Annotated in this window: 19 protein-coding genes; 6 read left to right on the top strand and 13 right to left on the bottom strand. The window is 71.5% G+C overall.

Annotation, left to right across the window (positions count from 1 at the left end; genetic code table 11):
* The first annotated feature begins 101 nt into the window (after window positions 1–101).
* The 3 genes from ABD882_RS00735 to ABD882_RS00745 are packed head-to-tail and all read left to right on the top strand — an operon-like array spanning window position 102 to window position 4074.
* Window positions 102–1610 (top strand): class I adenylate-forming enzyme family protein, encoded by a 1509-nt coding sequence (locus ABD882_RS00735; RefSeq protein ID WP_345183360.1) that lies wholly within the window; start codon window positions 102–104, stop codon window positions 1608–1610.
* The gene (locus tag ABD882_RS00740) at window positions 1607–2905 is read left to right on the top strand and encodes a beta-ketoacyl-[acyl-carrier-protein] synthase family protein (protein WP_345183362.1); all 1299 of its coding nucleotides are present in this window, start codon (window positions 1607–1609) and stop codon (window positions 2903–2905) included. Before ABD882_RS00735 ends, ABD882_RS00740 begins: the two co-directional genes overlap by 4 nt.
* Window positions 2902–4074, top strand: a complete 1173-nt coding sequence (locus ABD882_RS00745; protein WP_345183364.1) for an acyl-CoA dehydrogenase family protein — start codon at window positions 2902–2904, stop codon at window positions 4072–4074. Before ABD882_RS00740 ends, ABD882_RS00745 begins: the two co-directional genes overlap by 4 nt.
* 24 nt (window positions 4075–4098) lie before the next feature.
* On the opposite strand, the gene ABD882_RS00750 is transcribed toward ABD882_RS00745, so the two are convergent.
* The 5 genes from ABD882_RS00750 to ABD882_RS00770 are packed head-to-tail and all read right to left on the bottom strand — an operon-like array spanning window position 4099 to window position 9813.
* On the bottom strand, window positions 4099–6408 hold the full coding sequence (locus ABD882_RS00750; protein WP_345183366.1) for a sulfatase-like hydrolase/transferase: 2310 nt from the start codon (window positions 6406–6408) through the stop codon (window positions 4099–4101).
* Window positions 6409–7191 (bottom strand): ABC transporter ATP-binding protein, encoded by a 783-nt coding sequence (locus tag ABD882_RS00755; protein ID WP_345183368.1) that lies wholly within the window; start codon window positions 7189–7191, stop codon window positions 6409–6411.
* The gene (locus ABD882_RS00760) at window positions 7188–8024 is read right to left on the bottom strand and encodes an ABC transporter permease (RefSeq protein ID WP_345183370.1); all 837 of its coding nucleotides are present in this window, start codon (window positions 8022–8024) and stop codon (window positions 7188–7190) included. The genes ABD882_RS00755 and ABD882_RS00760 overlap by 4 nt, the downstream gene beginning before the upstream one ends.
* Complete coding sequence (locus ABD882_RS00765; RefSeq protein WP_345183935.1) at window positions 8021–8803, bottom strand: ABC transporter permease; 783 nt, start codon at window positions 8801–8803, stop codon at window positions 8021–8023. The genes ABD882_RS00760 and ABD882_RS00765 overlap by 4 nt, the downstream gene beginning before the upstream one ends.
* Before the next feature lie 5 nt (window positions 8804–8808).
* A complete protein-coding gene (locus ABD882_RS00770) occupies window positions 8809–9813 on the bottom strand; it encodes an ABC transporter substrate-binding protein (RefSeq protein WP_345183372.1) in 1005 nt (334 codons plus the stop codon).
* A 217-nt stretch (window positions 9814–10030) separates the two neighbouring features.
* Between ABD882_RS00770 and ABD882_RS00775 the strand changes: the two genes are divergently transcribed.
* On the top strand, window positions 10031–10639 hold the full coding sequence (locus tag ABD882_RS00775; protein WP_345183374.1) for a TetR/AcrR family transcriptional regulator: 609 nt from the start codon (window positions 10031–10033) through the stop codon (window positions 10637–10639).
* A 12-nt stretch (window positions 10640–10651) separates the two neighbouring features.
* On the opposite strand, the gene ABD882_RS00780 is transcribed toward ABD882_RS00775, so the two are convergent.
* The 3 genes from ABD882_RS00780 to ABD882_RS00790 form a co-directional block, all read right to left on the bottom strand.
* Window positions 10652–12160 carry a GMC family oxidoreductase gene (locus ABD882_RS00780; protein ID WP_345183376.1) on the bottom strand — a complete coding sequence of 503 codons (1509 nt, stop codon included), beginning with the start codon at window positions 12158–12160 and terminating at the stop codon, window positions 10652–10654.
* A gap of 3 nt (window positions 12161–12163) precedes the next feature.
* The gene (locus tag ABD882_RS00785; protein WP_345183377.1) at window positions 12164–13597 is read right to left on the bottom strand and encodes an aldehyde dehydrogenase family protein; all 1434 of its coding nucleotides are present in this window, start codon (window positions 13595–13597) and stop codon (window positions 12164–12166) included.
* 118 nt (window positions 13598–13715) lie between these two features.
* On the bottom strand, window positions 13716–14867 hold the full coding sequence (locus tag ABD882_RS00790; RefSeq protein WP_345183379.1) for a DUF998 domain-containing protein: 1152 nt from the start codon (window positions 14865–14867) through the stop codon (window positions 13716–13718).
* 89 nt (window positions 14868–14956) lie between these two features.
* On the opposite strand from ABD882_RS00790, the gene ABD882_RS00795 reads away from it, so the two are divergent.
* Window positions 14957–15607, top strand: a complete 651-nt coding sequence (locus ABD882_RS00795; RefSeq protein ID WP_345183381.1) for an HAD-IA family hydrolase — start codon at window positions 14957–14959, stop codon at window positions 15605–15607.
* Between the two features lie 8 nt (window positions 15608–15615).
* Here ABD882_RS00795 and ptsP read toward each other — a convergent pair whose 3' ends face one another.
* Genes ptsP through dhaK form a run of 3 tightly spaced genes read right to left on the bottom strand, consistent with a single transcriptional unit; the run spans window position 15616 to window position 19798 of the window.
* Window positions 15616–18087 (bottom strand): phosphoenolpyruvate--protein phosphotransferase, encoded by a 2472-nt coding sequence (gene ptsP / locus ABD882_RS00800; protein WP_345183383.1) that lies wholly within the window; start codon window positions 18085–18087, stop codon window positions 15616–15618.
* Between the two features lie 24 nt (window positions 18088–18111).
* The gene (gene dhaL / locus ABD882_RS00805; protein WP_345183384.1) at window positions 18112–18750 is read right to left on the bottom strand and encodes a dihydroxyacetone kinase subunit DhaL; all 639 of its coding nucleotides are present in this window, start codon (window positions 18748–18750) and stop codon (window positions 18112–18114) included.
* Window positions 18751–18802: 52 nt separating this feature from the next.
* A complete protein-coding gene (gene dhaK / locus ABD882_RS00810) occupies window positions 18803–19798 on the bottom strand; it encodes a dihydroxyacetone kinase subunit DhaK (protein WP_345183386.1) in 996 nt (331 codons plus the stop codon).
* A gap of 242 nt (window positions 19799–20040) precedes the next feature.
* On the opposite strand from dhaK, the gene ABD882_RS00815 reads away from it, so the two are divergent.
* Window positions 20041–20808 carry an IclR family transcriptional regulator gene (locus ABD882_RS00815; protein ID WP_345183387.1) on the top strand — a complete coding sequence of 256 codons (768 nt, stop codon included), beginning with the start codon at window positions 20041–20043 and terminating at the stop codon, window positions 20806–20808.
* Window positions 20809–20891: 83 nt separating this feature from the next.
* Here the strand turns inward: ABD882_RS00815 and ABD882_RS00820 are convergent, their stop codons facing one another.
* Complete coding sequence (locus ABD882_RS00820; protein WP_345183388.1) at window positions 20892–21401, bottom strand: phosphoribosyltransferase; 510 nt, start codon at window positions 21399–21401, stop codon at window positions 20892–20894.
* A 58-nt stretch (window positions 21402–21459) separates the two neighbouring features.
* Window positions 21460–21897 (bottom strand): Lrp/AsnC family transcriptional regulator, encoded by a 438-nt coding sequence (locus tag ABD882_RS00825; RefSeq protein WP_345183389.1) that lies wholly within the window; start codon window positions 21895–21897, stop codon window positions 21460–21462.
* Between the last annotated feature and the right edge of the window lie 59 nt (window positions 21898–21956).

Here is a 21956-nt window from a genome sequence, read left to right on the forward strand (position 1 = left end):
GCACGGCAGGGACCCGGCCCGGCGCACCCCTCGGCCGGGCCGGCGACGCCGCCCCCGTCCTAGACTGGATCGGGCGCGTCGGCGCCACGGAAGGGTGCGCGATGCCGATCACGGGGATGGTGCTGCAGACGGCGGCGCAGCATCCGGATCAGCCCGCGATCGTCGGCGCGGACGGCGCCCTGAGCTGCGCGGGGCTCGTCGAGGATTCCCGTCGCGTGTTCGCCGTGGTCGACGCCGCGCATCGCGCGCAGCCCGCTCCCCCGGCTCCCGCCCCGGAGACGGGCGGCATCCCGATCACCGCGGTCAGCATCGCCAGCGCGTTCCACGCCGCGCGGATCGTCGCGGGCCTCGCCGGATACCGTTCCGTGTCGGCCACGATCGACCCGCACTGGCCGCTCGCGCATCGGGTCCGCGTCGTCACGACCGCCGGGATCGGGCTCGTGATCAGCGACGACAGCGCCTTCGCCGAGGCTCTCCGCACCGTGGGGTGGACCGGCACCGTGCTCACGCTCGAGGACTTCCGGATCCGCGAGACCGCGGCCACGCCTGCCGCTCCGCCGGCGGTGCGCGACGGGGATGAGGCGTTCCTGCTGCTCTTCTCCTCCGGCACCACGAGCGATCCGAAGGCGTTCCTGAAGACGCGCCGCCAGTACCGCGAGAACGTCGCCGTCTCGAGCGCGCACCTGGAGCCGCTGCCCGGCGTGGAGACGCTCGCCCCCGGGCCGCTCTCGTACAGCCTCACCCTGTATGCCCTCATCGAGTGCCTCGCGACGGGCGGTGGCGCGCACCTCGCGGACGCCTTCGATCCGGCGCAGTTCGCACACCGGATCGCGACGGAGGGCATCACCCGCGTCGTCGCCGTGCCCGCCGTGGTGCAGACGCTCATCGACGCCGCACGCCGGGATCCGCGGTCCTTCGCCGCACTCGAGCTCGTCATCACCGGCGGCGCCAACCTGCCCGCCGCCCTGCGGGACGGGCTCGCCGACGTGCTGCCGCACGTGCGGCTGATCAGCTATTACGGCGCCGCCGAGATCGGGTTCATCGGCGACAGCTGCGGCGGCGACGGGACACTGCTCGACGTCTACGACGGCATCGGCGCCGAGATCCGCGACGACGAGGGCCGCGCGCTTCCCGATGGCGAGCTCGGCACGCTGTGGATCCGCGCCGCGGCATGCTCAGACGGCTACCTCGCAGCCACCACCGACGCGGTGCTGCGCGGCCCCGACGGCTGGGCGACCGTGCACGATGTGGGGCGGATCCTCGACGGTCGCCTGCAGCTCGCCGGGCGCACGGGCGACATCGTCGCGACGGGCGGGCACAAGGTGTCACTGCCCGAGGTCGAGCGCGCCTTCGACCGGTTACCGGGGCTCGGTGCGGTGTGTGCGGTGGCGCTGCCGGATCCGCGGCTCGGCAGCATCGTCGCCCTGGTGTTCGAGGGATCCGAGCCCACGAAGGCCTCCCTGCGCACCTGGGCGCGGGAGCGGCTCGCTCCGCAGTTCGTGCCGCGACGCTGGTACCGCATCGACGAGCTGCCGCGTACGGCCGGGGGGAAGATCCGCCGCGCTGCGACGGCCGCGCTGGTCGAATCGGGCGAGGCGGTGCGGCTGTGACCGGCGCAGAACGCCGCGTCGTCGTCACGGGACTCGGCGCGATCACGCCGAGCGGACTCGACGTGACCACGCTCTGGAACGCCGTCGTCCAGGGGCAGAGCGCCATCACCACCCTGGATGATCCGCCATTCGACGCCCTCCCGGTCCGGATCGGCGGGCGGATCCGCGGCTTCGATGCAGCCGGCCTCGTCGATCCGCCGCTGATCCGTCGGCTCAGCCCCGTGCAGCTGTGGGCGATCGCCGCCGCCGACCAGGCGCTCGCGCAGGCCGGCGTCGACCCCGCCGCGCTCCGCCAGGGCCGGGACCTCCCCTGGGACGCGATCCGCACCGCGATCCTCGCCGCGACCGGATCCGGTCCGATCGATCAGATGCAGGCCGCCACGCGCGCCCTCGATGCCCGCGGACCCCGTGGCGTGCCGCTGAGCGTCGTCGTGCACGGCGCCCCGGATGCCGCCGCCGCCCTGCTCAGCGAGCGCTACGGCGCACGCGGCACCGCGCATGGCGTGACGGCGACCTGCGCGTCCAGCGCTATCGCGCTCGGCGAGGGGCTGCGCCGGATCCGGCACGGCTATGCCGACGCCGTGCTCGTCGTCGGCATGGAGGACTGCCTGAACCCGGTCAACCTCGCCGCGAACACGAACCTGCGGGCGCTCGCCACCGGATACGAGACGGATCCGGCCGCCGCCAGCCGCCCGTTCGACCGCGCACGCCGCGGGTTCGTGATGTCCCAGGGGGCCGCCGCACTGCTGCTCGAGGCCGAGGACGGCGCCCGCTCCCGCGGCGCCGAGCCCCTGGCCGTGATGGCGGGTTTCGGCGAGTCCAGCGACGCCCACCACCCCACCGCGCCGCACCCGCATGGCCGCGGCGCGGCCCAGGCCGTCGCCGCCGCCCTCGCCGACGCGGGCCTGGACCCGGCTGACCCGACCGCCGTCGACCACATCAACGCGCACGGCACCGGCACGCCCGCGGGCGACGCGGCCGAACTCGCCGCCTACGACGCCGTCTTCGGCGCCCGAGCCCGGCGGATCCCGATCACCGCCACGAAGTCCAGCACCGGCCACCTGCTGGGCGCGTCCGGGGCGGTCGAGGCGATCATCTCGATCCAGACCCTGCGCACCGGATTGATCCCGCCCACGATCAACCTCGACGAGCCGGAGTTCGACGATTGGGACATCGTGCGCGGCGCCGCGCGCGATGCAGGCCCGATCCGCCGGATCCTCTCCCCCTCGTTCGGCTTCGGCGGCCACAACGGCGCCGTCGTCTTCGCCGCGACCGACTCTCAGGAGGCACGATGACCGACCGTCTCACCCGCCATGCCGAGCTCGCCGAGCGCTACCTGCCGGACGAGCTGCTGGAGCGGTTCCGCGAGCGCGCGGCCGTCTACGACCTCCAGAACCGGTTCTTCGACGACGACCTCGCCGAGCTCGTCGCACGCGGTTACCTGCACCTGTTCGTGCCACAGCAGCACGGAGGTCCAGGGCTGAATCTCGAGGAGGTCTCGCACCTGCAGCAGCGCCTGGCGACGGCCGCCCCGGCGACGGCCCTGGCCGTGAACATGCATCTCATGTGCCTCGGGGTCGCGAAGGCGATGGCGGATCGCGGCGATCATTCCCTCGACGGCATATTCGCCGAGGCCATGGCCGGGGAGATCTTCGCGTTCGGCATCAGCGAGCCATCGAACGACTGGGTCATGCAGGATTCGCGCACCATCGCGACGCCGCAGGAAGACGGCGGCTACCTGCTCAGCGGCGTGAAGATCTTCACCTCGCTCTCCCCCGTCTGGACCCGGCTGATCACGCACGGCCGTGACGACACGGATCCGGACAACCCGATGCTCGTGTATGGATTCCTGGAGCGCGACGCCGCAGGCATCACCGTCTCGGACCAGTGGGATGTGATGGGCATGCGCGCGTCGCAGAGCCGCGCCACGATCCTGACCGACGTGCGCATGCGCCCGGAACGCGTGAACCGGCGGATCGCCGTGGGCCGGGTCCCGGACCTGCTCACCTTCGCGATCACGAGCAATTTCCAGCTGCTGATCGGATCCGTCTACGCCGGCGTCGCGCGCCGCGCGCTCGAGCTGGGCGCTGCGGGCCTGAAGAAGCGCCGCTCAGCCAAGGCCGGCGCGACCTACGCCGAGGTGCCCGAGTCCCGCACTCGGCTCGCCGACGCGCATCTCGAGTACCTCGCGGTCCCGGCGCAGCTCGAGGCGTACTGCCGCGACTTCGATGAGCTGGCCGACCATGGCGCACGCTGGCCGCTGCTGCTCGTGAGCGCACGACTGAACGCGTCGACGGCCGCCCGGCGCAGCGCGGAGGCCGCCCTCATGTGCACCGGCGGATCGGGCTTCGACAACGGCCACGAGCTGAGCCGCCTGTACCGCGACGCCACCGCGGGTCTCTTCCACCCGCCGAGCGTCGACGCCGCGCGCCCGATGTTCGCTGCGGCGCTGCTGGACGACTGATCGGCGGGGATCCCGACCCCGGACTCAGTCGACGAGGTCGCGCATCTCGAGGTCGATCGCGCGCAGCACGGTCGGGTCCTCGGGGGATCGCTCGCCCGGCACGTAGTCCAGCGCCAGGATCCGCCCGTCGCGGAAGCGGAACGACCGGTACCGCTCGTAGAGCTCCCAGTCGACCGGACCGCCATAGTCGTGTCCGACGCTGATCCCCGTGAACGGCGCCATGCCCACCAGCATCGGCAGGTCGTCCATGCGGATCCGCTCGACCCCGTCCACGACGACGGCGAAGCTCCAGCGCAGTCCGACGTCCGCACGCACGCTCAGCGCGACGCTGTGCCGCCCCGCCCCCGGTCCGGGAACGCGACAACGCCGCATCGCGCCGTAGGCGTTGTAGCTGAGCTGAAGCTCCCCGCCCTCCAGGGCGAGCAGGTATCCCCCGCCCTGATCGCCATGGGCGACGATCACTCCCGCCGCGCCGGCGCCGAGTTCCAGCTCCGCTTGCACCTCGAAGGACCGGAGCACGGTGAGTCGGGCCGAGCGGTAGCGCTCCAGCGGCGGACGGAACGGCACCAGCCGCACCGGCTCGGACAGCAGGGCTTCGGTGCTGGGCCTGACCGTGTGCAGCGTGCCGTCGTCGTCGAGCGGGAAGACCGTGTTCCGCCAGGCCTCCTGCCTCCAGCGCTCGGCGAGATCGCGCACGCGCTCGGGATGCTCGTCCGCGCGATCCACTCTCTCGGTGGGGTCGCTCGCCAGGTGATAGAGCTCCCAGGATCCTCCGGACGCACCCTCCGCAGGCGACGGCGCGACGGGTGAGACCGCCTTCCAGTCGCCCTCGATCATGGCGCGCCGACCGATGCACTCGAAGTACTGCTGCTCCCGCCCCGGCGCTGCCGGATCCGCGAGGATCTCCGCAATGCTCCCGCCGTCGATCTCCGGCGCCGCGACGCCGTTCCATCGGGCCGGACGATCGACGCCGGCGAGTTCCAGCAGCGTCGGCGCGAGATCCGAGACGAACACGAACTGGTCGCGCAGCCCCGGCGCGTGCGCCCCCGCGGGCCAGGAGACGACGAGCGGGGCGTGCACTCCCCCCTCGTAGGTGCTCGACTTGAACGAGCGGAACGGCGTGTTCGACATCCGGGCCCAGCCGGTCGGATACTGCCCGAACAGCCGTGGCCCGCCGATGTCCGCGATGTCTCGCGGCACGTCGGTGACCCAGCCGTCCGGCACACCGCCGTGCAGGCCGAACTGCGAGAAGTAGCTGCGCGTGCCGGTCGGCCCGCCTTCAGCCGTGCCGCCGTTGTCGCTCGCGATGACGATGATGGTGTTCTCGCGCTCGCCGAGCTCCTCGAGCCGGGTCAGCAGCCGTCCGACGCTCTGGTCGATCTCGTCCACCGCGGCGGCGTACACCTCCATGTGCCGGGCGAACAGCTCCCGCTCCGCAGGCTCGAGGCCGTCCCAGTCCGGGATGCGGTCGCCGTCCGCGATCGGATCCTCCGGCAGCATCGCGTGCGCGGGCACGATCCCGCGCGCCTGCTGGCGGGCGAACCGCTCCTCGCGGAGGGCGTTCCAGCCCCGCTCGTAGTGGCCCTTGTACTTGTCGATGTCGACGTCCTTGGCCTGGATCGGCCCGTGCACAGAAGTGTGCGCGTAGTAGAGGAAGAAGGGCTTGCGCCGGTCGTTCACCCGCAGCTCGTCGATCATCCCGATCGCACGATCGGTCAGCTCATCGGTGAGGAAGAACCCGTCCGGGTACTCGGGCATGTCGACGACCGAGTTGTCCTGTACGAGCCGGTGCGGGTGATGCAGTGACGTGAACCCGTCCATCGCACCGTAGTAGCGGTCGAAGCCGCGCTGCAGCGGCCAGGACGATCGGTCCGCCCCGTCGTGCAGCCGTGACTCGAGGGTGAGGTGCCATTTGCCGACCATGAACGTCGCGTATCCGCCGGCACGCAGCGACTCCGCGAGCGTCGGCGCCGCGGCGGGCAGCTCGCATGCGTACCCGGGGTAACCGGGGTCGATGTGCGCGACGAAGCCGAAGCCGGCGCGGTGCGGGTTGAGCCCGGTCATCAGCGCGGCCCGGGCGGGCGAGCACATCGGCGCGGTGCGGTAGTTCGTGAACACCCATCCGCCGTCGGCGAGGCCGTCGATGTGCGGCGTCTCGATCTCACCGCCAAACGGACCCAGATCGCTGAACCCGAGGTCGTCGATGAGCATGACCACGATGTTCGGCGCATCGTCGCCTGGCGCGGCGCGCGGCGACCACGAGGGCTCGGAGTCGGACGCGAACTCGCCGACCCTGCCACGGAACCCTTCGTAACCGCGCGCTCCGGGCTCCATTCAGCCGGCCTTCCGGATGAGCCCGAAGATCCGGGTGCGCAGCTCCGCGAACTCCGCGAGAGCGCGGGTGCGCAGCTGATCTCGGGGACCGCCGAAGTCGATCTCGATCACCTCGGTGACCCGCGCAGGCCGCTCGCCCAGCACGATGACCTGGTCGGACAGGTACACGGCCTCGTCGATGTCGTGCGTGACGATGAGGATCGTCATGCCGAACTGCTCGCGGATCCGCAGGCACAGGTCCTCGAGCTCGAAGCGGGTCTGCGCGTCCACGGAGGCGAACGGCTCGTCCATCACGAGCACCTCGGGCCGGTAGGCGATCGCACGGGCGATGGCGACGCGCTGCTGCATGCCTCCGGAGAGCTGCCACGGGTACTTCGCCTCGGCGCCGGAGAGTCCCACCGCGGCGAGGGCGGCGGTGATGCGCTCCTCACGCTCAGCGACGGGCAGATGCAGGTGCCGCAACGGCAGGCGCACGTTCTTCGCCACGGTGAGCCACGGCATCAGCGAGCGCGTGTACTCCTGGAACACGAGAGCCATCTCCTCGGGCGGACCATCGATCGCGACACCGTCGATCTCAGCGACGCCGGCGGACATCGGCTGCAACCCGGTCAGGCACTTCAGCAGGGTCGTCTTGCCGATGCCGGACGGACCGACGATGCAGGCCACTTCGCCCACGTGCACGTCGAAGGTGAGGTCGGCGATGACCGGGACGTCGCCGGTCTTGGTCCGGTAGGTCTTGGCGAGCCCCCGAACACTCAGTCGCACGGGCGTTGCGATGCTCATTCGCTCTTCTCCAATTGTTGCGAGGCGATGTACCAGCGCAGGATCGCGCGGCGGAACAGGGTGAACAGGGCGGTCGAGACGTAGCCGATCACGCCGAGGACGAGGATGCCGGCCCACATGTCGGTGATCGCGAAGGACTGCTGCGCGAGCAGGGTGGCCGCTCCCAGCCCCACGGAGGAGCCCATCATCTCGCTGGCGATCATGACGACGAATGCGGTGATGAGGCTCACCTGCATGCCCGACAGGATCCGCGGGCTCGCCGCGGGAAGGACCACCTGGAACAGCCGCTCGGACCGGGTGAGGCGGTACACCCGGCCGACCATCTCCAGCGTGGGCTCGCCGGCACGGACGCCGTCGATCGTGGAGATCAGGATCGGGAAGAGCGACGCCAGCGAGATGGACAGGATGCGGGTCTCGTTGCCGAACCCGATCAGCGACACGAAGATCGGCACCAGCGCGACCGGCGGGATGGCCCGGAAGAAGTGGATCGTCGGCTCCACGAACCAGCTCAGTGGCGCGATCAGTCCGAGCGCGCAGCCGAGCAGGACGCCCACGACCGTGGCGATCACGAAGGACAGCACCAGGTTCAGCACCGAGATCCCGATGTCACCGAGGAACGCAGGCGTCGCGAGCAGGTCGCCGAGACGCGTCACGATCCCCGACAACGGCGGGAAGAACGTGTTGGTCGATCCCGCGGACACGATCCACCAGAGCGCGATCAGGACGACCGGAACGGCGACCTCGGTGGCGATGAGCAGCCACTTCGGGGCGCTGCTGGTCCGACGGCCGCGACGCAGACGCGCCCGGGTCTGGACCGACGTGGTCAGGGTCATGCGTGATCCGCCTTCCGGTACTGCGGGTGCCAGTGCAGCAGCCGGCGCTCGCCCCACTGGCTCAGCCACTGGATCAGGAGCCCGAGCGCGCCGAGGATCAGCACGTAGCCGAACAGCCGCGGCTGATTCCCGGAGATCTGCGACATCAGCAGGCTCTGGCCGAGCCCCGGTCCGCCCCCGAGCAGGCCCGCGACGACGGCGATCACCAGGGAGGTCGGCGCGGCGACGCGCAGCGAGGTCCCGATGTACGGCAGGGCGCTCGGGAGCACGATCCTGCCCAGGATCTCGGCACGCCCCATGCCGTAGGAGGCGCCGGTCGCCCGGGTCACCGGATCGGTGTCGAAGACGCCCGCGGAGGACTGCACGGCGATGGCGATGAAGGATCCGAAGAACACCAGGAACGTGCCCATTCCGGAGGTCGGCCCGAGGACCAGGACGACGACGGGCAGGATCACGATCGGCGGGATGGGCTTCAGGAACTCGAGCGGGCCTCTTGTCGCGTGCATCGCCAGCGGCGAGGTTCCGATCGCGACGCCGAGCCCGACGCCGACGATCGCCGCAGCGACGAGGCCGACGAACGCCATGACCAGGGTGTCGGCCGTCGCCTGCCACAGCTCGGCGGTGCCGAGCAGCTGCCCCGCCGCCCCCAGCGCCTGAAGCGCGGAAGGCAGCGGAGCGTGTGCGAGGGGCCCCACGGTCGCGGCGAGCTGCCACACGGCGAGTGCGGTCAGCGCGCCCGCCGCGCCGAGCAGCGTCGAGAGGATCCGGGAACGGGTCATGGCGATCACTTCGAGAGGATGACGCCCGTGAGGTCGACCGGCTTTGTGAGGAATCCGAGTGTGACCATCTTGTCGTCGGGGCGCTGCAGGTCTTCCTCGGCGACCGTCGTCGGCCACACCGGAACCTTGACCTGATCGAGGGTCAGGGTCGACTTCGTGTATGCGAGCCCGGCCTTGATCGCCTCTTCGGGGTGCGCGGTGGCGTACTCGTTCGACTTCACGATCGCACGCTGGAACGCACTGATGATGTCCTTCTTGGACTGCACGGTCGAATCGCCCGAGGTCCACAGGCCGGTCGCGCCGGTCTCGAAGAAGCCGATCGAGGGGGCCGAGAGCTGCGGGTTGCCGGCGGCGAGCGCCTGAGCGGTGAACGGGCTGACGAGTGCGGCGGCGTCGACGTTGCCGCTCTTCAGCGCGGCGACGGCCGAGGTGAAGTCCAGCACGACCCATTTCACGCCTGTCGACGGGTCGATGCCGTCCTTCTTCAGCGCCTCGGAGATGACGACCTCGAGCTGCGCCTTGCGCGCAGGCACGGCGATGGTCTTGCCGGCGAGTTCCTTGATCGAGTGGATGCCGCTGGACGCGCTGGCGAACAGGCCGGTGTCGTCGTACTTGGCAGGGTCGGAGGCCGAGACCGAGGCGGCGGGGTAGCCGTCCGCGGCGCCGATGACCTTCATCTTGACCCCCTGGCTCAGCGCGTTCAGCAGCGGAATGCTGGGCGAGTAGGCGACGTCGACCTGGCCGCTCTGCGCGGCGGCGAGGCCGGCAGGCGGATTGGCGACGATGGAGGTCTCGACCTTCAGCCCCTCGGCGGCGAAGAAGCCCTTCGCCATCCCGGTGAGCAGGCTTCCATCCGAGGTCAGCCCGATGGTGGCGACCTTGATGGTCGTGAGCGAGCCGTTCTTGCCGGGTTCGGAGCTCCCGGACGAGGACGAGCAGCCGGCGAGGGCGACGGCGGCGCCGACCGCGAGGACGGCGGCTACGGCACGGAGTGTACGGGTGATTGCCATGTGTGCTTCCTGTCTGGCCTGGAGAGGGGGATCAGATCGGATGGGCCGCTTCGGTGCGACGTCATCGTCTTTAATCACCACGTGGTCAGCTAAGAATTACCCAACCGACTGTTCTTGTCAAGAGACTCAGCATCTATCGTCACCAATCGGTTACGCATAGACTGCAACCATGCGCTGACCGCGCGTTTAGGATCTTCAGAACCAGGAGAGGACACACGTGCCCAAGATCGTCGATCACAACGAGCGCAGGGAGCACATCGCCGATGCGGCGACCAAGGTGATCATCCGAGACGGATTCGACCGACTCACGATGCGCCAGATCGCGGCGGAAGCGGGCTACAGCCACGGCGCGATCGCCCGGTACTTCCCCACCAAGGAGAGCCTGCTCACCGCGTCCTTCCTGCGGCTCTACACGCAGGCGAACGGACGAATCCTCGCGGGAGTCGCCGGCCGGCGCGGACTCGACGCCCTCGAGCGCATGTGCCGCGAGGTGCTGCCGTTCGGCGAACTCGGTCCGAAGTACGCCCGAGTGGTCATCGCGTTCTGGGACCACGCCTCACAGGACGCCACCGTCGCCGCGATCCACCGGGAGAACAACCAGCACTGGCGAGACCAGTTCCGCAGGTTTCTGCTGGAGGCCAGGGAGGACGGGGAACTCGCCACGCACATCGACGTCGACACGGCGGCGGGCGAGGTCGCCTCGCGCAACGCCGGCTGGCAGATGGTCTCGGTGCTGCTGCCCGAATCCGCCGGAGACGAACGCATCGAGTCCGGCTTGCAGGCGCTGCTGGCCGACCTGCGCGGAGATCACGCAGGCCGTCCCTAGCTCCCGGCCGGATCAGAGCGCAGGCGCGGAGTCCTCGAGCACGAACCGCGCACCGAGCTCGCCAATCACCGCGGCCGGGGCGTTGGTGTTGCCCGTGGTGATCGTCGGCATGACCGAGGCGTCGATCACCCGCAGGCCGGCGATGCCGCTCACGCGCAGTCGCGGATCGACGACGGCGGCAGGATCCGCGCCCATCCGGCAGGTCCCGACCTGGTGGTGGTACGTGATCGCGGTGCGGCGCACCCAGTCCTCGACGTCGGCGTCGGCCACCTCCGGGCCGGGATAGGCCTCGGCTGCACCCCATTCCTCGGCGAGCGCGGGCCGCGCGCCGATCCGGCGCGCCTGACGCACCGAGGCGGCGAGGGCCGCGACGTCCCGCTCGTCGGCGAGGGCGCCGAGGTCGATGCGCAGCGGATCCTGCACGTCCGGCCCGGAGATGCGCAGGGATCCGCGGCTGTGCGGCGTGACGAGGCCGGCCATGAGGGTGAAGCCGTCGCCGGGCCCGTTGACCCCGGGGCGCGGTTCGAGTTCGCCCCACATCGGCACGGAGAAGTGGATCGGCTGGGTGTCGGGTTCGGCGAGGTCCTCGCGGGAGCGCCAGAACAGGTGCGTCTGCGTCACCGAGACTCCCGGCTGCGGCGGGCCCACGGGCCGGTCCGTCGTGAAGATGACGGGCGAGAGCAGGTGATCGTGCAGGTTCGCTCCGACCTCGGGCGCATCGTGCACGACGTCGATCCCCAGCTCCTCCAGGTCGGCGCGCGGGCCGATCCCGCTGCGCAGCAGGATCGCGGGGCTGCCGAGGGCGCCGGCGGCCAGGATCACCTCGTCGGCGCGCAGCTCGGAGTCCTCCGCGAGCCGCACCCCTACCGACGCGCCATCCTCGACGATCACCGAGTGCACCTCGGCGTCCGTGACGACGCGCAGATTCGGCGCGTGCTCGACCGGGCGCACGTAGGCCATCCACGTGTTGACGCGGCGCCCGTCTCGCATCGTGACCTGCTCCTGGGAGACCCCGTCGAGCGTGCCGCCGTTGTAGTCGGGGTTGTGCTCCAGCCCTTCCTCGGCGGCGGCGGCGACGATCGACCGCTGGATCGGCACGAGCGGGTAGTCGTCCGTGACGGGCAGCAGGTCGTTCTCGATGCCCTCGAAGACGGGCTGGACGGCCGACCAGCCCCAGCCGGTCGCGCCCGAGCGTTCCCAGCCGTCGTAGTCGCTCGCGGCGCCGCGCACCCAGATCATGGCGTTCAGTGCGTGGGATCCGCCGGTGACCTTGCCGCGCGGCAGGTGCAGCCGACGTCCTGCCGCGTGTTCCTGCGGGACGGTGAAGTAGTCCCAGTCCTCGGCGGCGTGCCAGAGCTCGCCCGCGCGGGACGGGTCGTGGATCGCGGGATTGCTGTCGTACCCGCCGGCCTCGACGAGCGTCACATCCCACCCGGCGTCGACGAGACGGCGGGTGACGATGCTGCCCGAGGTGCCGGCCCCGACGACGATGGCGGAGCGGGCCACGGTCGCGTCTGACACCGCTCAGGCCTTCCGGCCGGGACCGGAGACGACCTGCGTCACCGAGACGGACTTGAGGCCCTCGACGCCGAACTCCAGGCCGTAGCCCGAGCTCTTCACCCCGCCGAACGGCACCATCGGGTGCAGGCCGCCGTGCGAGTTGATCCACACCGTTCCCGCCTGCATCCGGGTCGCGGCCTGACGCGCCGCCTCCGGATCGCTCGACCACACCGAGGCGCCGAGGCCCACGTCGACCGCGTTGGCCTGCGCGAACGCCTCATCGACATCCGAGTAGCGGATCACCGGCAGGGCGGGGCCGAACTGCTCCTCCTGCACCAGCGCGGCGTCGTTGTCGATGTCGGCGACGATCGTCGGGCGGTAGAACAGCTCGCCGAGCTCGGGGGCCGCCTCCCCACCCGTGACGATGCGGGCGCCGCGCGCCTTCGCGTCCTCGACGAGACGCGAGACAATGTCGAACTGGGCCTTGTTCTGCAGCGGGCCGAGCACGTTGTCCTCGTCCAGGCCATTGCCGATCGGCATGCTCGCGGCGATGCCCGCCAGCGCGTCGACGACCTGGTCGTAGACCGAGTCGTGCACGTAGAGCCGCTTCAATGCCGCACAGGTCTGACCGGTGTTGATGAACGCACCCCAGAACAGGTCCTCGGCGATCGCGGCAGGATCCGTCCCGGGCAGCACGATGCCCGCGTCATTGCCGCCCATCTCGAGCGTGAGCCGGGCGAGGTTGCCGGCCGAGGCCTCGACGATCTTGCGGCCGGTCGCGGTGGATCCGGTGAACATGATCTTGTCGATGTCGGGGTGCGCACTCAGCCGGGCGCCGATCTCGCGGTCGCCGGAGATCCCGATCAGCACATCGGCGGGCAGCACGTCGTTCATGATCGACAGCATGACCAGCACGCTCAGCGGCGTGTACTCGCTCGGCTTGACGACGGCGGTGTTGCCCATCCGCAGCGCGGGGCCGATCTGCCAGATCGTGATCATCAGGGGCCAGTTCCACGGACCGATCGCACCGACTACGCCCGCCGCCTTGTAGACGAGCTCGGCGTGCAGCGTCTCGTCGTCGATCAGCACCTGCGGTTCGAGCATCGTGGTCGCATTCGTGCGCAGCCAGGCCGAGCACGCGCCCAGCTCGAAGCGCGCGTTGGGGCCGTTAAGGGGCTTGCCCTGCTCACGGGAGAGCAGGTGCGCGAGCGCCTCCGCGTTCGCGTCGATCGCGTCGGCAGCGGCCAGCAGCAGGTCGCTGCGCTTCTCGTGTCCGAGCGCCTCCCAGGCGGGTTGCGCGGCCTTGGCGCGTGCGATCGCGTCGTCCAGATCGGCCACGGTCTGCACGGGCGCGCGGCCGATGATCTCGCGGGTGGCGGCGTCCGGGATCTCCCGGCCGGCACCCTCGGGCGCCTGGATGCGGTCGAGCAGCGCGGACACTGCAGACGAGTCGGTCATCGGTCTCTCCTTCGAGCGTTCGGTCGACGAGGCGTCCTGTCCATTCTCGGTCCGCACACCGGGCGCCGACTTGTCGCCGAGCGCGCCGCCCATGTCGTGGCGCGAAGGATCCGGCGGCTCAGCCGCCGAGGACCTCGGGCGTGCGCGCCACCCGCTCGGCCCGCTCCGCATCCCACGGCCCGTGGTCGACGCTCGCGGTGCGCAGGAACACGATGATCCAGCTGAAGATCAGCACGGCCGCGATGAGCTCGACCGCGGTGAGGTTGTAGTAGCCCGTCGCGAAGAAGACGCCGAGCAGCGCGATCACCAGCACGTACGTCCAGCCCAGCACGACGAACACGCGTGAGATGCGACGCAGGAACCACGGCAGCCCGACCACGATCACGGTGAACGCGACGGTCATGCCGGTCGCGACGGTGTTGTGCAGCAGGAAGAACCTGTCGACGGGGAAGATCCCGACGCAGGCCAGGAGCACGCCGATCAGCACCAGCCCCACCCGCACGATGTCGCGACCGCGGCGATCGCGCGGTTCCCGCACGGGCAGTGCCGCTGTGGCGTAGCGCGCGATGGTGGTGACCATGACGCCCGCGACGATGAGCGTGCCGTTGAACGCCGGTGCGGACGCATTGCTCGCCATGCCGAGCGCCGACAGGTTGTCCCGCCACCAGTGCGGATCCGTCGCCTCCAGCATCGCGGTGAGGGCGCCGATCACGAGGAAGATCGACAGGATCAGCGAGATCGACGAGGGGCTGAGCACGACCGCGCTGAGCGCGCACACGTAGGCGGTGAGGGCGAGCGAGACGCCGACGAGCACCGCCCCCGGAAAGGGGAACACGGGAGCGTCGCGGAATCCGGCCTCGAGCAGCGCCGCGAGGCCGAGCAGAGCGAGCAGCGCGACGGCGCCGTGCGCGCACGCGATCGCGGTCAGCTCGTACCAGCGCAACCGCTGGCCGGGGGTGGCGAAGCCGTCTCTGAGGCCGGCCGCCTCCCGCTCCGCGGCGGCCCGCGTCTCCCGGCGTGCTGCGATCCGCCCCAGGGCGAATGCCACCACGGCCACGAGCGCACCGCCGACCGCGGCGACGGCGCCCACGGACCACGGGCCCGAGATCGCGAGCGTACGATGCCAGAACAGGACCAGCGCGACGAGGAAGCCGAGCACGAAGGCGCCGGCGCCGGTGAGCAGCGCATCGGTCTCCTGCACCGCCCGCGGCGATGCCGTGGCGCGGGACTGACGCAGCCGGTCGATCAGACGGCCCCACTCGGCTCTCATCCGTGCCTCCGCATCCACCCGCCTCCGCATCCACCCTAGGCGGGCGGCCGGCGGATCCCGGGCATCCACGGCCCGGATAGCCTGGGACCGTGACCCAGACCTTCCACGCCCGCGCCGCCCTGCTCGACATGGACGGCACCCTCGTCGATTCGACCGCCGTCGTGGAGCGGCTGTGGCTGGCGTGGGCCGCGCCGCACGGGCTGGATCCCGCGTTCGTGCGCAGCGTGGTGCATGGCCGGCAGGGCCATCAGAGCATGGCGATCATGCTGCCCGACCGCCCGCACGAGGTGAACCTCGCCGAGAACGCGGTGATGCTCGCGACAGAGAGCGGCGACGTGGACGGTGTTGTCGAGGTGCCGGGGGCCGCCGGGTTCCTCGCCGCGCTGGCGCCCTTCCCGCACGGGATCGTCACCTCCGCCGACGACCGCCTGCTGCGGGTGCGCATGGGCGCGGCCGCGCTGGAGGTGCCGGACTCCCCGGTCACCGCCGAGCACGTCTCGGCGTCCAAGCCCGATCCGGAGGGGTTCCTGCTCGGGGCCCGGCGCCTCGGCGTCGACCCGGCGGACTGCATCGTCTTCGAGGACTCGGAGGCGGGGATCCAGGCCGCGCGTGCTGCGGGCATGCGAGTGATCGGCGTGGGCGCCGGATCCGCTGCGCACTCCCCCGATGCGGTCGTCGCCGACCTCACGCACGTGACGGTCGCGCCCGACGGCGATGGGTTCCTGCTGACCCTCGACTGAACGCCGATTCAGCGCCGCAGCGCAGCGACGGCCTCGCGCGCCTCGGCGGCGGTCGTGGCGGCGAGCGCCGCGTCCGCCGCGCGCCGGCAGTCCTCGGGCGTGACAGCGCGCAGCCCAGCCGCGACCCGTGCCAGCGAGCGCACGGTCATGGACAGGCTGGTCACGCCGAGCCCGACCAGCACCGGCGCGAGCGCGGGATCCCCTCCGGCCTCGCCGCACACCCCCACCGGCTTGCCGGTCGCGCGGCCCGCCTCGCCGACCATCCCGATCAGGCGCAGCACTGCGGGCTGCCAGGGGTCGTTGAGCGCCCCGAGCGGTGCGGACAGCCGGTCGGCCGCCATCGTGTACTGGGCGAGATCGTTGGTGCCGAGGCTGACGAAGTCGACCTCCGCGAGCAGCGACGCCGCCATCAGCGCCGCGGCCGGCGTCTCGATCATGATGCCCACGCGCCGGATCCCCGCCGCCCGGCACGCGGCCGCGAAGTCACGGGCCTCGTCGATCGTGGCCACCATCGGCGCCATCACCTCGACGCGCGCGTCCTCCGCCGCTGCCGCCTCCGCGATGGCGGCGAGCTGATGCGCGAGCAGGGCCGGATGGGCGCGCGCGACGCGGAGCCCGCGCACGCCGAGCGCCGGGTTCTCCTCCGCCGCGGCGGTCGCGAACGGGAGCGGCTTGTCCGAACCGGCGTCCAGGGTGCGCACCACGACCCTGTGCCCCGCGAACGGCGCCAGCACGCCCCGGTAGGCGGCCACCTGCTCGGCTACGGTCGGCTCCTCGGCGCGGTCCAGGAAGCAGAACTCAGTGCGGAACAGGCCGATCCCCTGCGCCCCCGCCTCGGCGGCCGCGACGGCATCCGCCGCACCGCCGACGTTGGCCAGCAGTGCGACCCCGGTGCCATCGGCGAGCACGCCCGTGCCGTCGAAGGCGGGCACGTCCTCGACGACGACGGTCTGTTCCTCGGCCGGAGGGTCGAGCCGTACTGTGCCCGTCGCACCGTCGACCAGCACGACCGTCCCCTCCGCAATGCCGGTCGCGCCCGCCACCCCGACCACCGCGGGGATCCCCAGCGCGCGGGCCAGGATCGCGGTGTGCGAGGTCGGTCCGCCCTCCTGGGTCACCAGCGCGACGCAGGCGCTGCGGCCCAGGGTCGCCGTCTCGGCGGGAGCGAGATCCGCAGCGACCAGGACGAACGGATCCGTCCGGTCCGGGATCCCGGGGACCTCCTGCCCGGTCAGGTGCGCGACGATGCGGTCGCGCACGGCGCGCACGTCGGCGACCCGCTCCGCCATCCGTCCGCCGAGCCCCCGCAGCAGTTGCTCCTGCGCGCCCGCCTCGTCCCAGACGGCGCGGGCCGCGGTCGCCCCGGTCTCGCGCACCCGGGCCTCCGCCCCCGCGACGAGCTCCGGATCGGCGGCCAGTTGCGCGGTCGCCTCGAGGATCTGCGCGGCCTCGCCGCCCGCCTGCGTGGCCCGCTGCCGCAGCGCCGCGGCGACCTCGGCCGCGGCCGAGCCGATCCTGGCCGCCTCGGCCGCGCGACCCGCATCTGCGATCCGCGCCGCGGGGTCGGGCTCCGCGATCGCGGCGCCGAGCTGCGCCACGGCGGCGACCGCCCGCCCGGGGCTCACGCCGAGTCCGTGCAGGGTCGCGCCGGGTGCGATGCTCGTCGCCGCACGGGACGGGGTGGTCGGCGCGGCAGCGACGCCTGCCACGCTGACCTCGTCCGGCGCCGCGGACGACGTCGCATCCATCTCGCCGAAACCGTCGTCGAACAGCGCCGCGATACGTTCCACGGCCGCCGGCTCCCCCTGCAGCTCGATCTCGTCGCCCTGCCGCGCGCCGAACGCGAGCAGCCGCATCATGCTGGATGCGGGGACGGGATCGCCGTCCGGAAGCCGGCGCAGGCGCAGGTCGGCTCCCTGTACCGCCTGTGCGATGAGCGCGGCCGGGCGCGCGTGCATGCCCGCCGGATTGCGCACGGTGACCCTGCGTACGGTGCCGGGGTCCGTGCCGGGCTCGGTGCCGGGCTCGGTGCCGGGCTCCGCCGAGGGAGCGCTCCCCTCCCCCAGCTGGGCGGACTTCGCGACGAGCGCGCCGTCCGCCTCGGCCGCGACCTCCGCCAGCGGCGCCCCCTGGGCCGCGGTGACGGAGGCCGCAAGCAGCCCCTCCACGAACGGAGCGGACGACAGCCGCACCGGCACATCGCTGGCGCGCAGCTCGAGCGCGAACTCGGCGCTCATCACCGCGGAACCGAGATCCATCAGCACGAGGACGCCGTCGCACACTCCCGCCAGATCGTCGATCGCCTCGGCCACGCGGGTGGCATCGGTGCCGAGGATCGGCGCACCGTCCGGATCCATGCCCGCACCTGCCGCGAGCCGGATCGGCGCGGATCCGGACGGCACCATCTGCTCGGCCAGCTCCAGTGCCGCCTCCGCCAGCCGCAGGCTGTGCGAGACGACGACGATCCCCGTCGTGCTCATCGGATCCCGCTCGTCCTCTGCCGCTCAGCCGGCGACGGCCGCGGCGAGCGTCTCGAGCAGCAGGGTCGCGGATGCGGATCCGGGATCCATGTGCCCGGCGCTGCGTTCGCCGAGGTAGCTCGCGCGCCCCTTGTGCGCGACCAGCGGGATCGTGGCGTCGCGACCTGCCGCCGCCGCAACCGCCGCCCGCGCGGTCGCCGCCGCCGGATCGGCGCCCTCGGCGAGGGCCGCATCGAGCGCCGCGAGCGCGGGCGAGACCGCATCGAACAGGGTCTTGTCCCCCGCCTCGGCCTTGCCGCGCGCGACGATGCCGTCCAGGCCCGCCCGCAGCCCTGCCGCGAGCGCCGCCGGCTCGACCTCGGTCACCGGTCCGAGCGCCGTGCCGAGGCGGAGGAAGAACGTGCCGTACAGCGGCCCGCTCGCCCCGCCAACCGTGGAGACCAGCGTCATGCCGACGGTCTTGAACAGGTCGCCGGCGGTGGCCGGCGTCGTCTGGTCGATCTTCTCGACGACCGCCGTCATGCCGCGCGCCATGTTCGCGCCGTGATCGGCGTCGCCGATCGCCGAGTCCAGCTCGGTGAGCCAGTCGCGGTTCTCGACCGCCGCATCGTGGAACCGGTGCAGCCAGTCGACGAGGGCGGTGAGCGGGATGGTGTTCGTCATGCGGGTGATGCTCCTTCGAATCCTGTCTCTGCGGGTGAGGCGGTGGCGGCGCTCAGGCGCCCCAGCGCAGGCCGGGCGTGATGACGGGGGCGTCCCAGAGCCGGATCAGCTCGTCGTCGGCCTTCAGCACGGTGACCGAGCAGCCCGCCATGTCCAGCGACGTGATGTAGTTGCCGACCAGGTTGCGTGCGATCGTCACTCCGGCCTTCTCCAGCAGGGCCGCGACCTCGCCGTACATCAGGTACAGCTCGATGAGCGGCGTTCCGCCCATGCCGTTCAGCATCACGATCGTCGGCGACCCGGTGAAGTCCATGTCGGCGAGGATCGGCTCGACCAGCTGCGCCGCGATGTCCTTCGCGGGGGCCAGCGGCTCGCGGTGCCTGCCGGGCTCACCGTGGATCCCGATGCCGATCTCCATCTGGTCGTCGGGCAGGTCGAACGTCGGCTTGCCCGCTGCGGGCACCGTGCCGCTGGTCAGCGCCATCCCCATCGAACGCCCCTGCCCGTTCACGCGCGCGGCGAGATCGGCGACCGCGGCGAGATCCTGCCCCTCCTCGGCGGCAGCGCCCACGATCTTCTCGAGCAGCACGGTGAGGCCCACTCCACGGCGTCCTGCCGTGTACAGAGAGTCCTGCACGGCGACGTCGTCGTCCACCACGACCGAACGCACCTCGATGCCGTCGGCCGCGGCGAGTTCGGCGCCCATCTCGAAGTTCATCACGTCGCCGGTGTAGTTCTTCACGATGTGCAGCACCCCGGCGCCCCGATCCACGGCCTGCGTCGCCGCCTGCATCTGGTCGGGCGTGGGCGAGGTGAAGATCTCCCCGGCGCAGGCGGCGTCGAGCATGCCGGTGCCGACGAAGCCGCCGTGCAGCGGTTCGTGGCCCGAGCCGCCGCCGCTCAGCAGCGCGACCTTGCCCTGCGCCTTGGGCGTCGCGCGCAGGATCACCCGGTTCGCGAAGTCGACCGACAGCTCCGGATGCGCGAGCGCCAACCCGCGCAGCGACTCCGCGAGCACGTCCTCCGGGGCATTGATGAGTTTCTTCATCCTGCGACCTCCTTGTTGCAGTTCGATCTTGTGGCCGTTCGATCGGATCCGGGCCGGATCCGCATCCCAGGGCGTGCACCCGCGTTCGGGTCGGGACCCCTTGCGTCTCACGCCGTCGCACTCCAGAATCGGAATACATTTCGTTAATGTCGAATATGCGATGAGGATGTCGGATTGTCAAGGGGATCCGTCCCGGATTCGCGCCACCGCCGTCACAGCCGTCGAGGAGGGAGCCGCACCCGATGATCCAGGCGATCGATCGTGCCGCCAAGGTGCTCGAACTGCTGCAGGGCTCTCGGCATCTCGGCATCACGGATCTCGCGGCCGCGCTGCAGCTGCCGCCCTCCACCGTGCACGGCATCGTGTCGTCGCTGCGCGAGCACGGCCTCGTCGCCAAGGAGCGCGGCGGCCAGCGCTACATGCTCGGGCCCACGCTGTTGAAGCTCTCGAGCGTCTACCTCGACTCCCTCGACGTGCGAGCGCGGTCGATGCGCTGGACGCAGGAGCTCGCGCGCCGCACCGGCATGGCCGTGCGGCTGGGCGCCCCGCATTTCGCGGAGGTGCTGGTGATCCACCACGTGCTCCGCCCCGACGACAGCCCGCAGATGCTGGAGACGGGGGCGGCGCTGCCCGCACACGCCTCGGCGCTGGGCAAGGTGCTGCTCGCCCACGACCTCGGCTTCCAGCGCGCGGTGTTCGCCGAGACGCTGCCGAGCCTCACCGGCGAGACCGTCACGGACGCCGCCGTGCTCGCCGGCGCTCTTCCCGCGATCGCCGAGCACGGGTTCGCGACCGAGGTCGACGAGGCCGTGCTGGGCGAGTCCTCGCTGGCCTCGCCGGTGGCGGATGCGCGGGGCGACATCGTGGCGGCCGTGGCGGTCGTGTTCCCCACGGCGGACGGTCCCGCCCCGGACGCGGTACTGCATGCGCTGCGCGACGCCGCGCGCAACATCTCCCGCGAGCTCGGCGCCTCGACCTGGCCGCCGCGCATCGCCCCCGCCGACGACTGAAGCGCCCTCCCACTACCGAGTCGTCCCCGTGAGCGCACCCCAGAGGGTGCACTCACGGGGACGACTCGGGATGGGGGTGGGGCTCAGGCGGTCGGCGGCAGGCCCAGGTCCTCTTCGCGGACCGTGCCCCGAGCGGACCACGGGAAGTCGATCCAGCGGTCGGTGTCCTTGAACGCATAGTCGGGCTGGATGATGGTGGTCGGCTTGGTGTAGATCGTCACCGAGCGAACGTCGGCGCCCTTGTCGCGCAGTAGCTGCACGGCGAGGGCCAGGGTGCGTCCCGAGTCGGCGACGTCGTCGACGAGCAGCACGCGGCGCCCGTTGAGATAGTCCATGTCGAGCGCCGGCGGCAGCACCTCCGGAGCATCCAGCACCGTGCCGATGCCGGTGTAGAATTCGACATTGATCGCCCCGCAGTTCTTGGCGCCGAGCCCGTAGGCGATCGCGCCGGCCGGCAGCAGCCCGCCGCGGGCGATCGCGACGACCACCTCGGTCTCGAAGCCGGATTCGAGGATCCTGCGGGCCAGATCCCGCGTCGCCTCGCCGAAACCGTCCCAGGTGAGCACTTCGCGCTCGATCGCCGCATCCGTCATGGACTCATTCTGCCGTGCGGATCCGATCCCGCGGGACGCGATCCGATTGCCGCGGGGTTCAGCGCTGCGGGAAGTCCTCGAAGATCAAGGTGGTGCGCGTGGAGCGGACGGCCGGGATCGCCTGGATGTCCTCCAGCACGATCCGGCGCAGGTCCCTGGCGTCGCTCGCCCGCACCAGCAGGATCACGTCGAAGTCGCCGCCGACGAGCGCCATGTGCTCGACCTCCGGGATCTGCTGCAGCCGATCGCGCACGTCCTGCCAGGCCGGCTGCTCGAGCGACAGCATCACGTACGCCGAGGCGTGGTGGCCGAGCAGCACCGGATCCGTGCGCACCGTGTAACCCGTGATGATCCCCGCGTCGGTGAGGCGCTTGATGCGCGCGTGCGCACCCGCACGGGAGATGTGCACGGCGTCGGCGATGGCCGTCATCGATGAGCGGGCGTCCTGGCGGAGCTCGTTCAGGATCGCGTGGTCGACGTCGTCGAGACCGTTCATGGACACCCCTTCCGACGGTGCTTCTGAGTGACGTTTCGTGCGATCATCTCGCACCTGAC

Source organism: Microbacterium panaciterrae (assembly GCF_039541635.1).
Classification (GTDB): domain Bacteria; phylum Actinomycetota; class Actinomycetes; order Actinomycetales; family Microbacteriaceae; genus Microbacterium; species Microbacterium panaciterrae.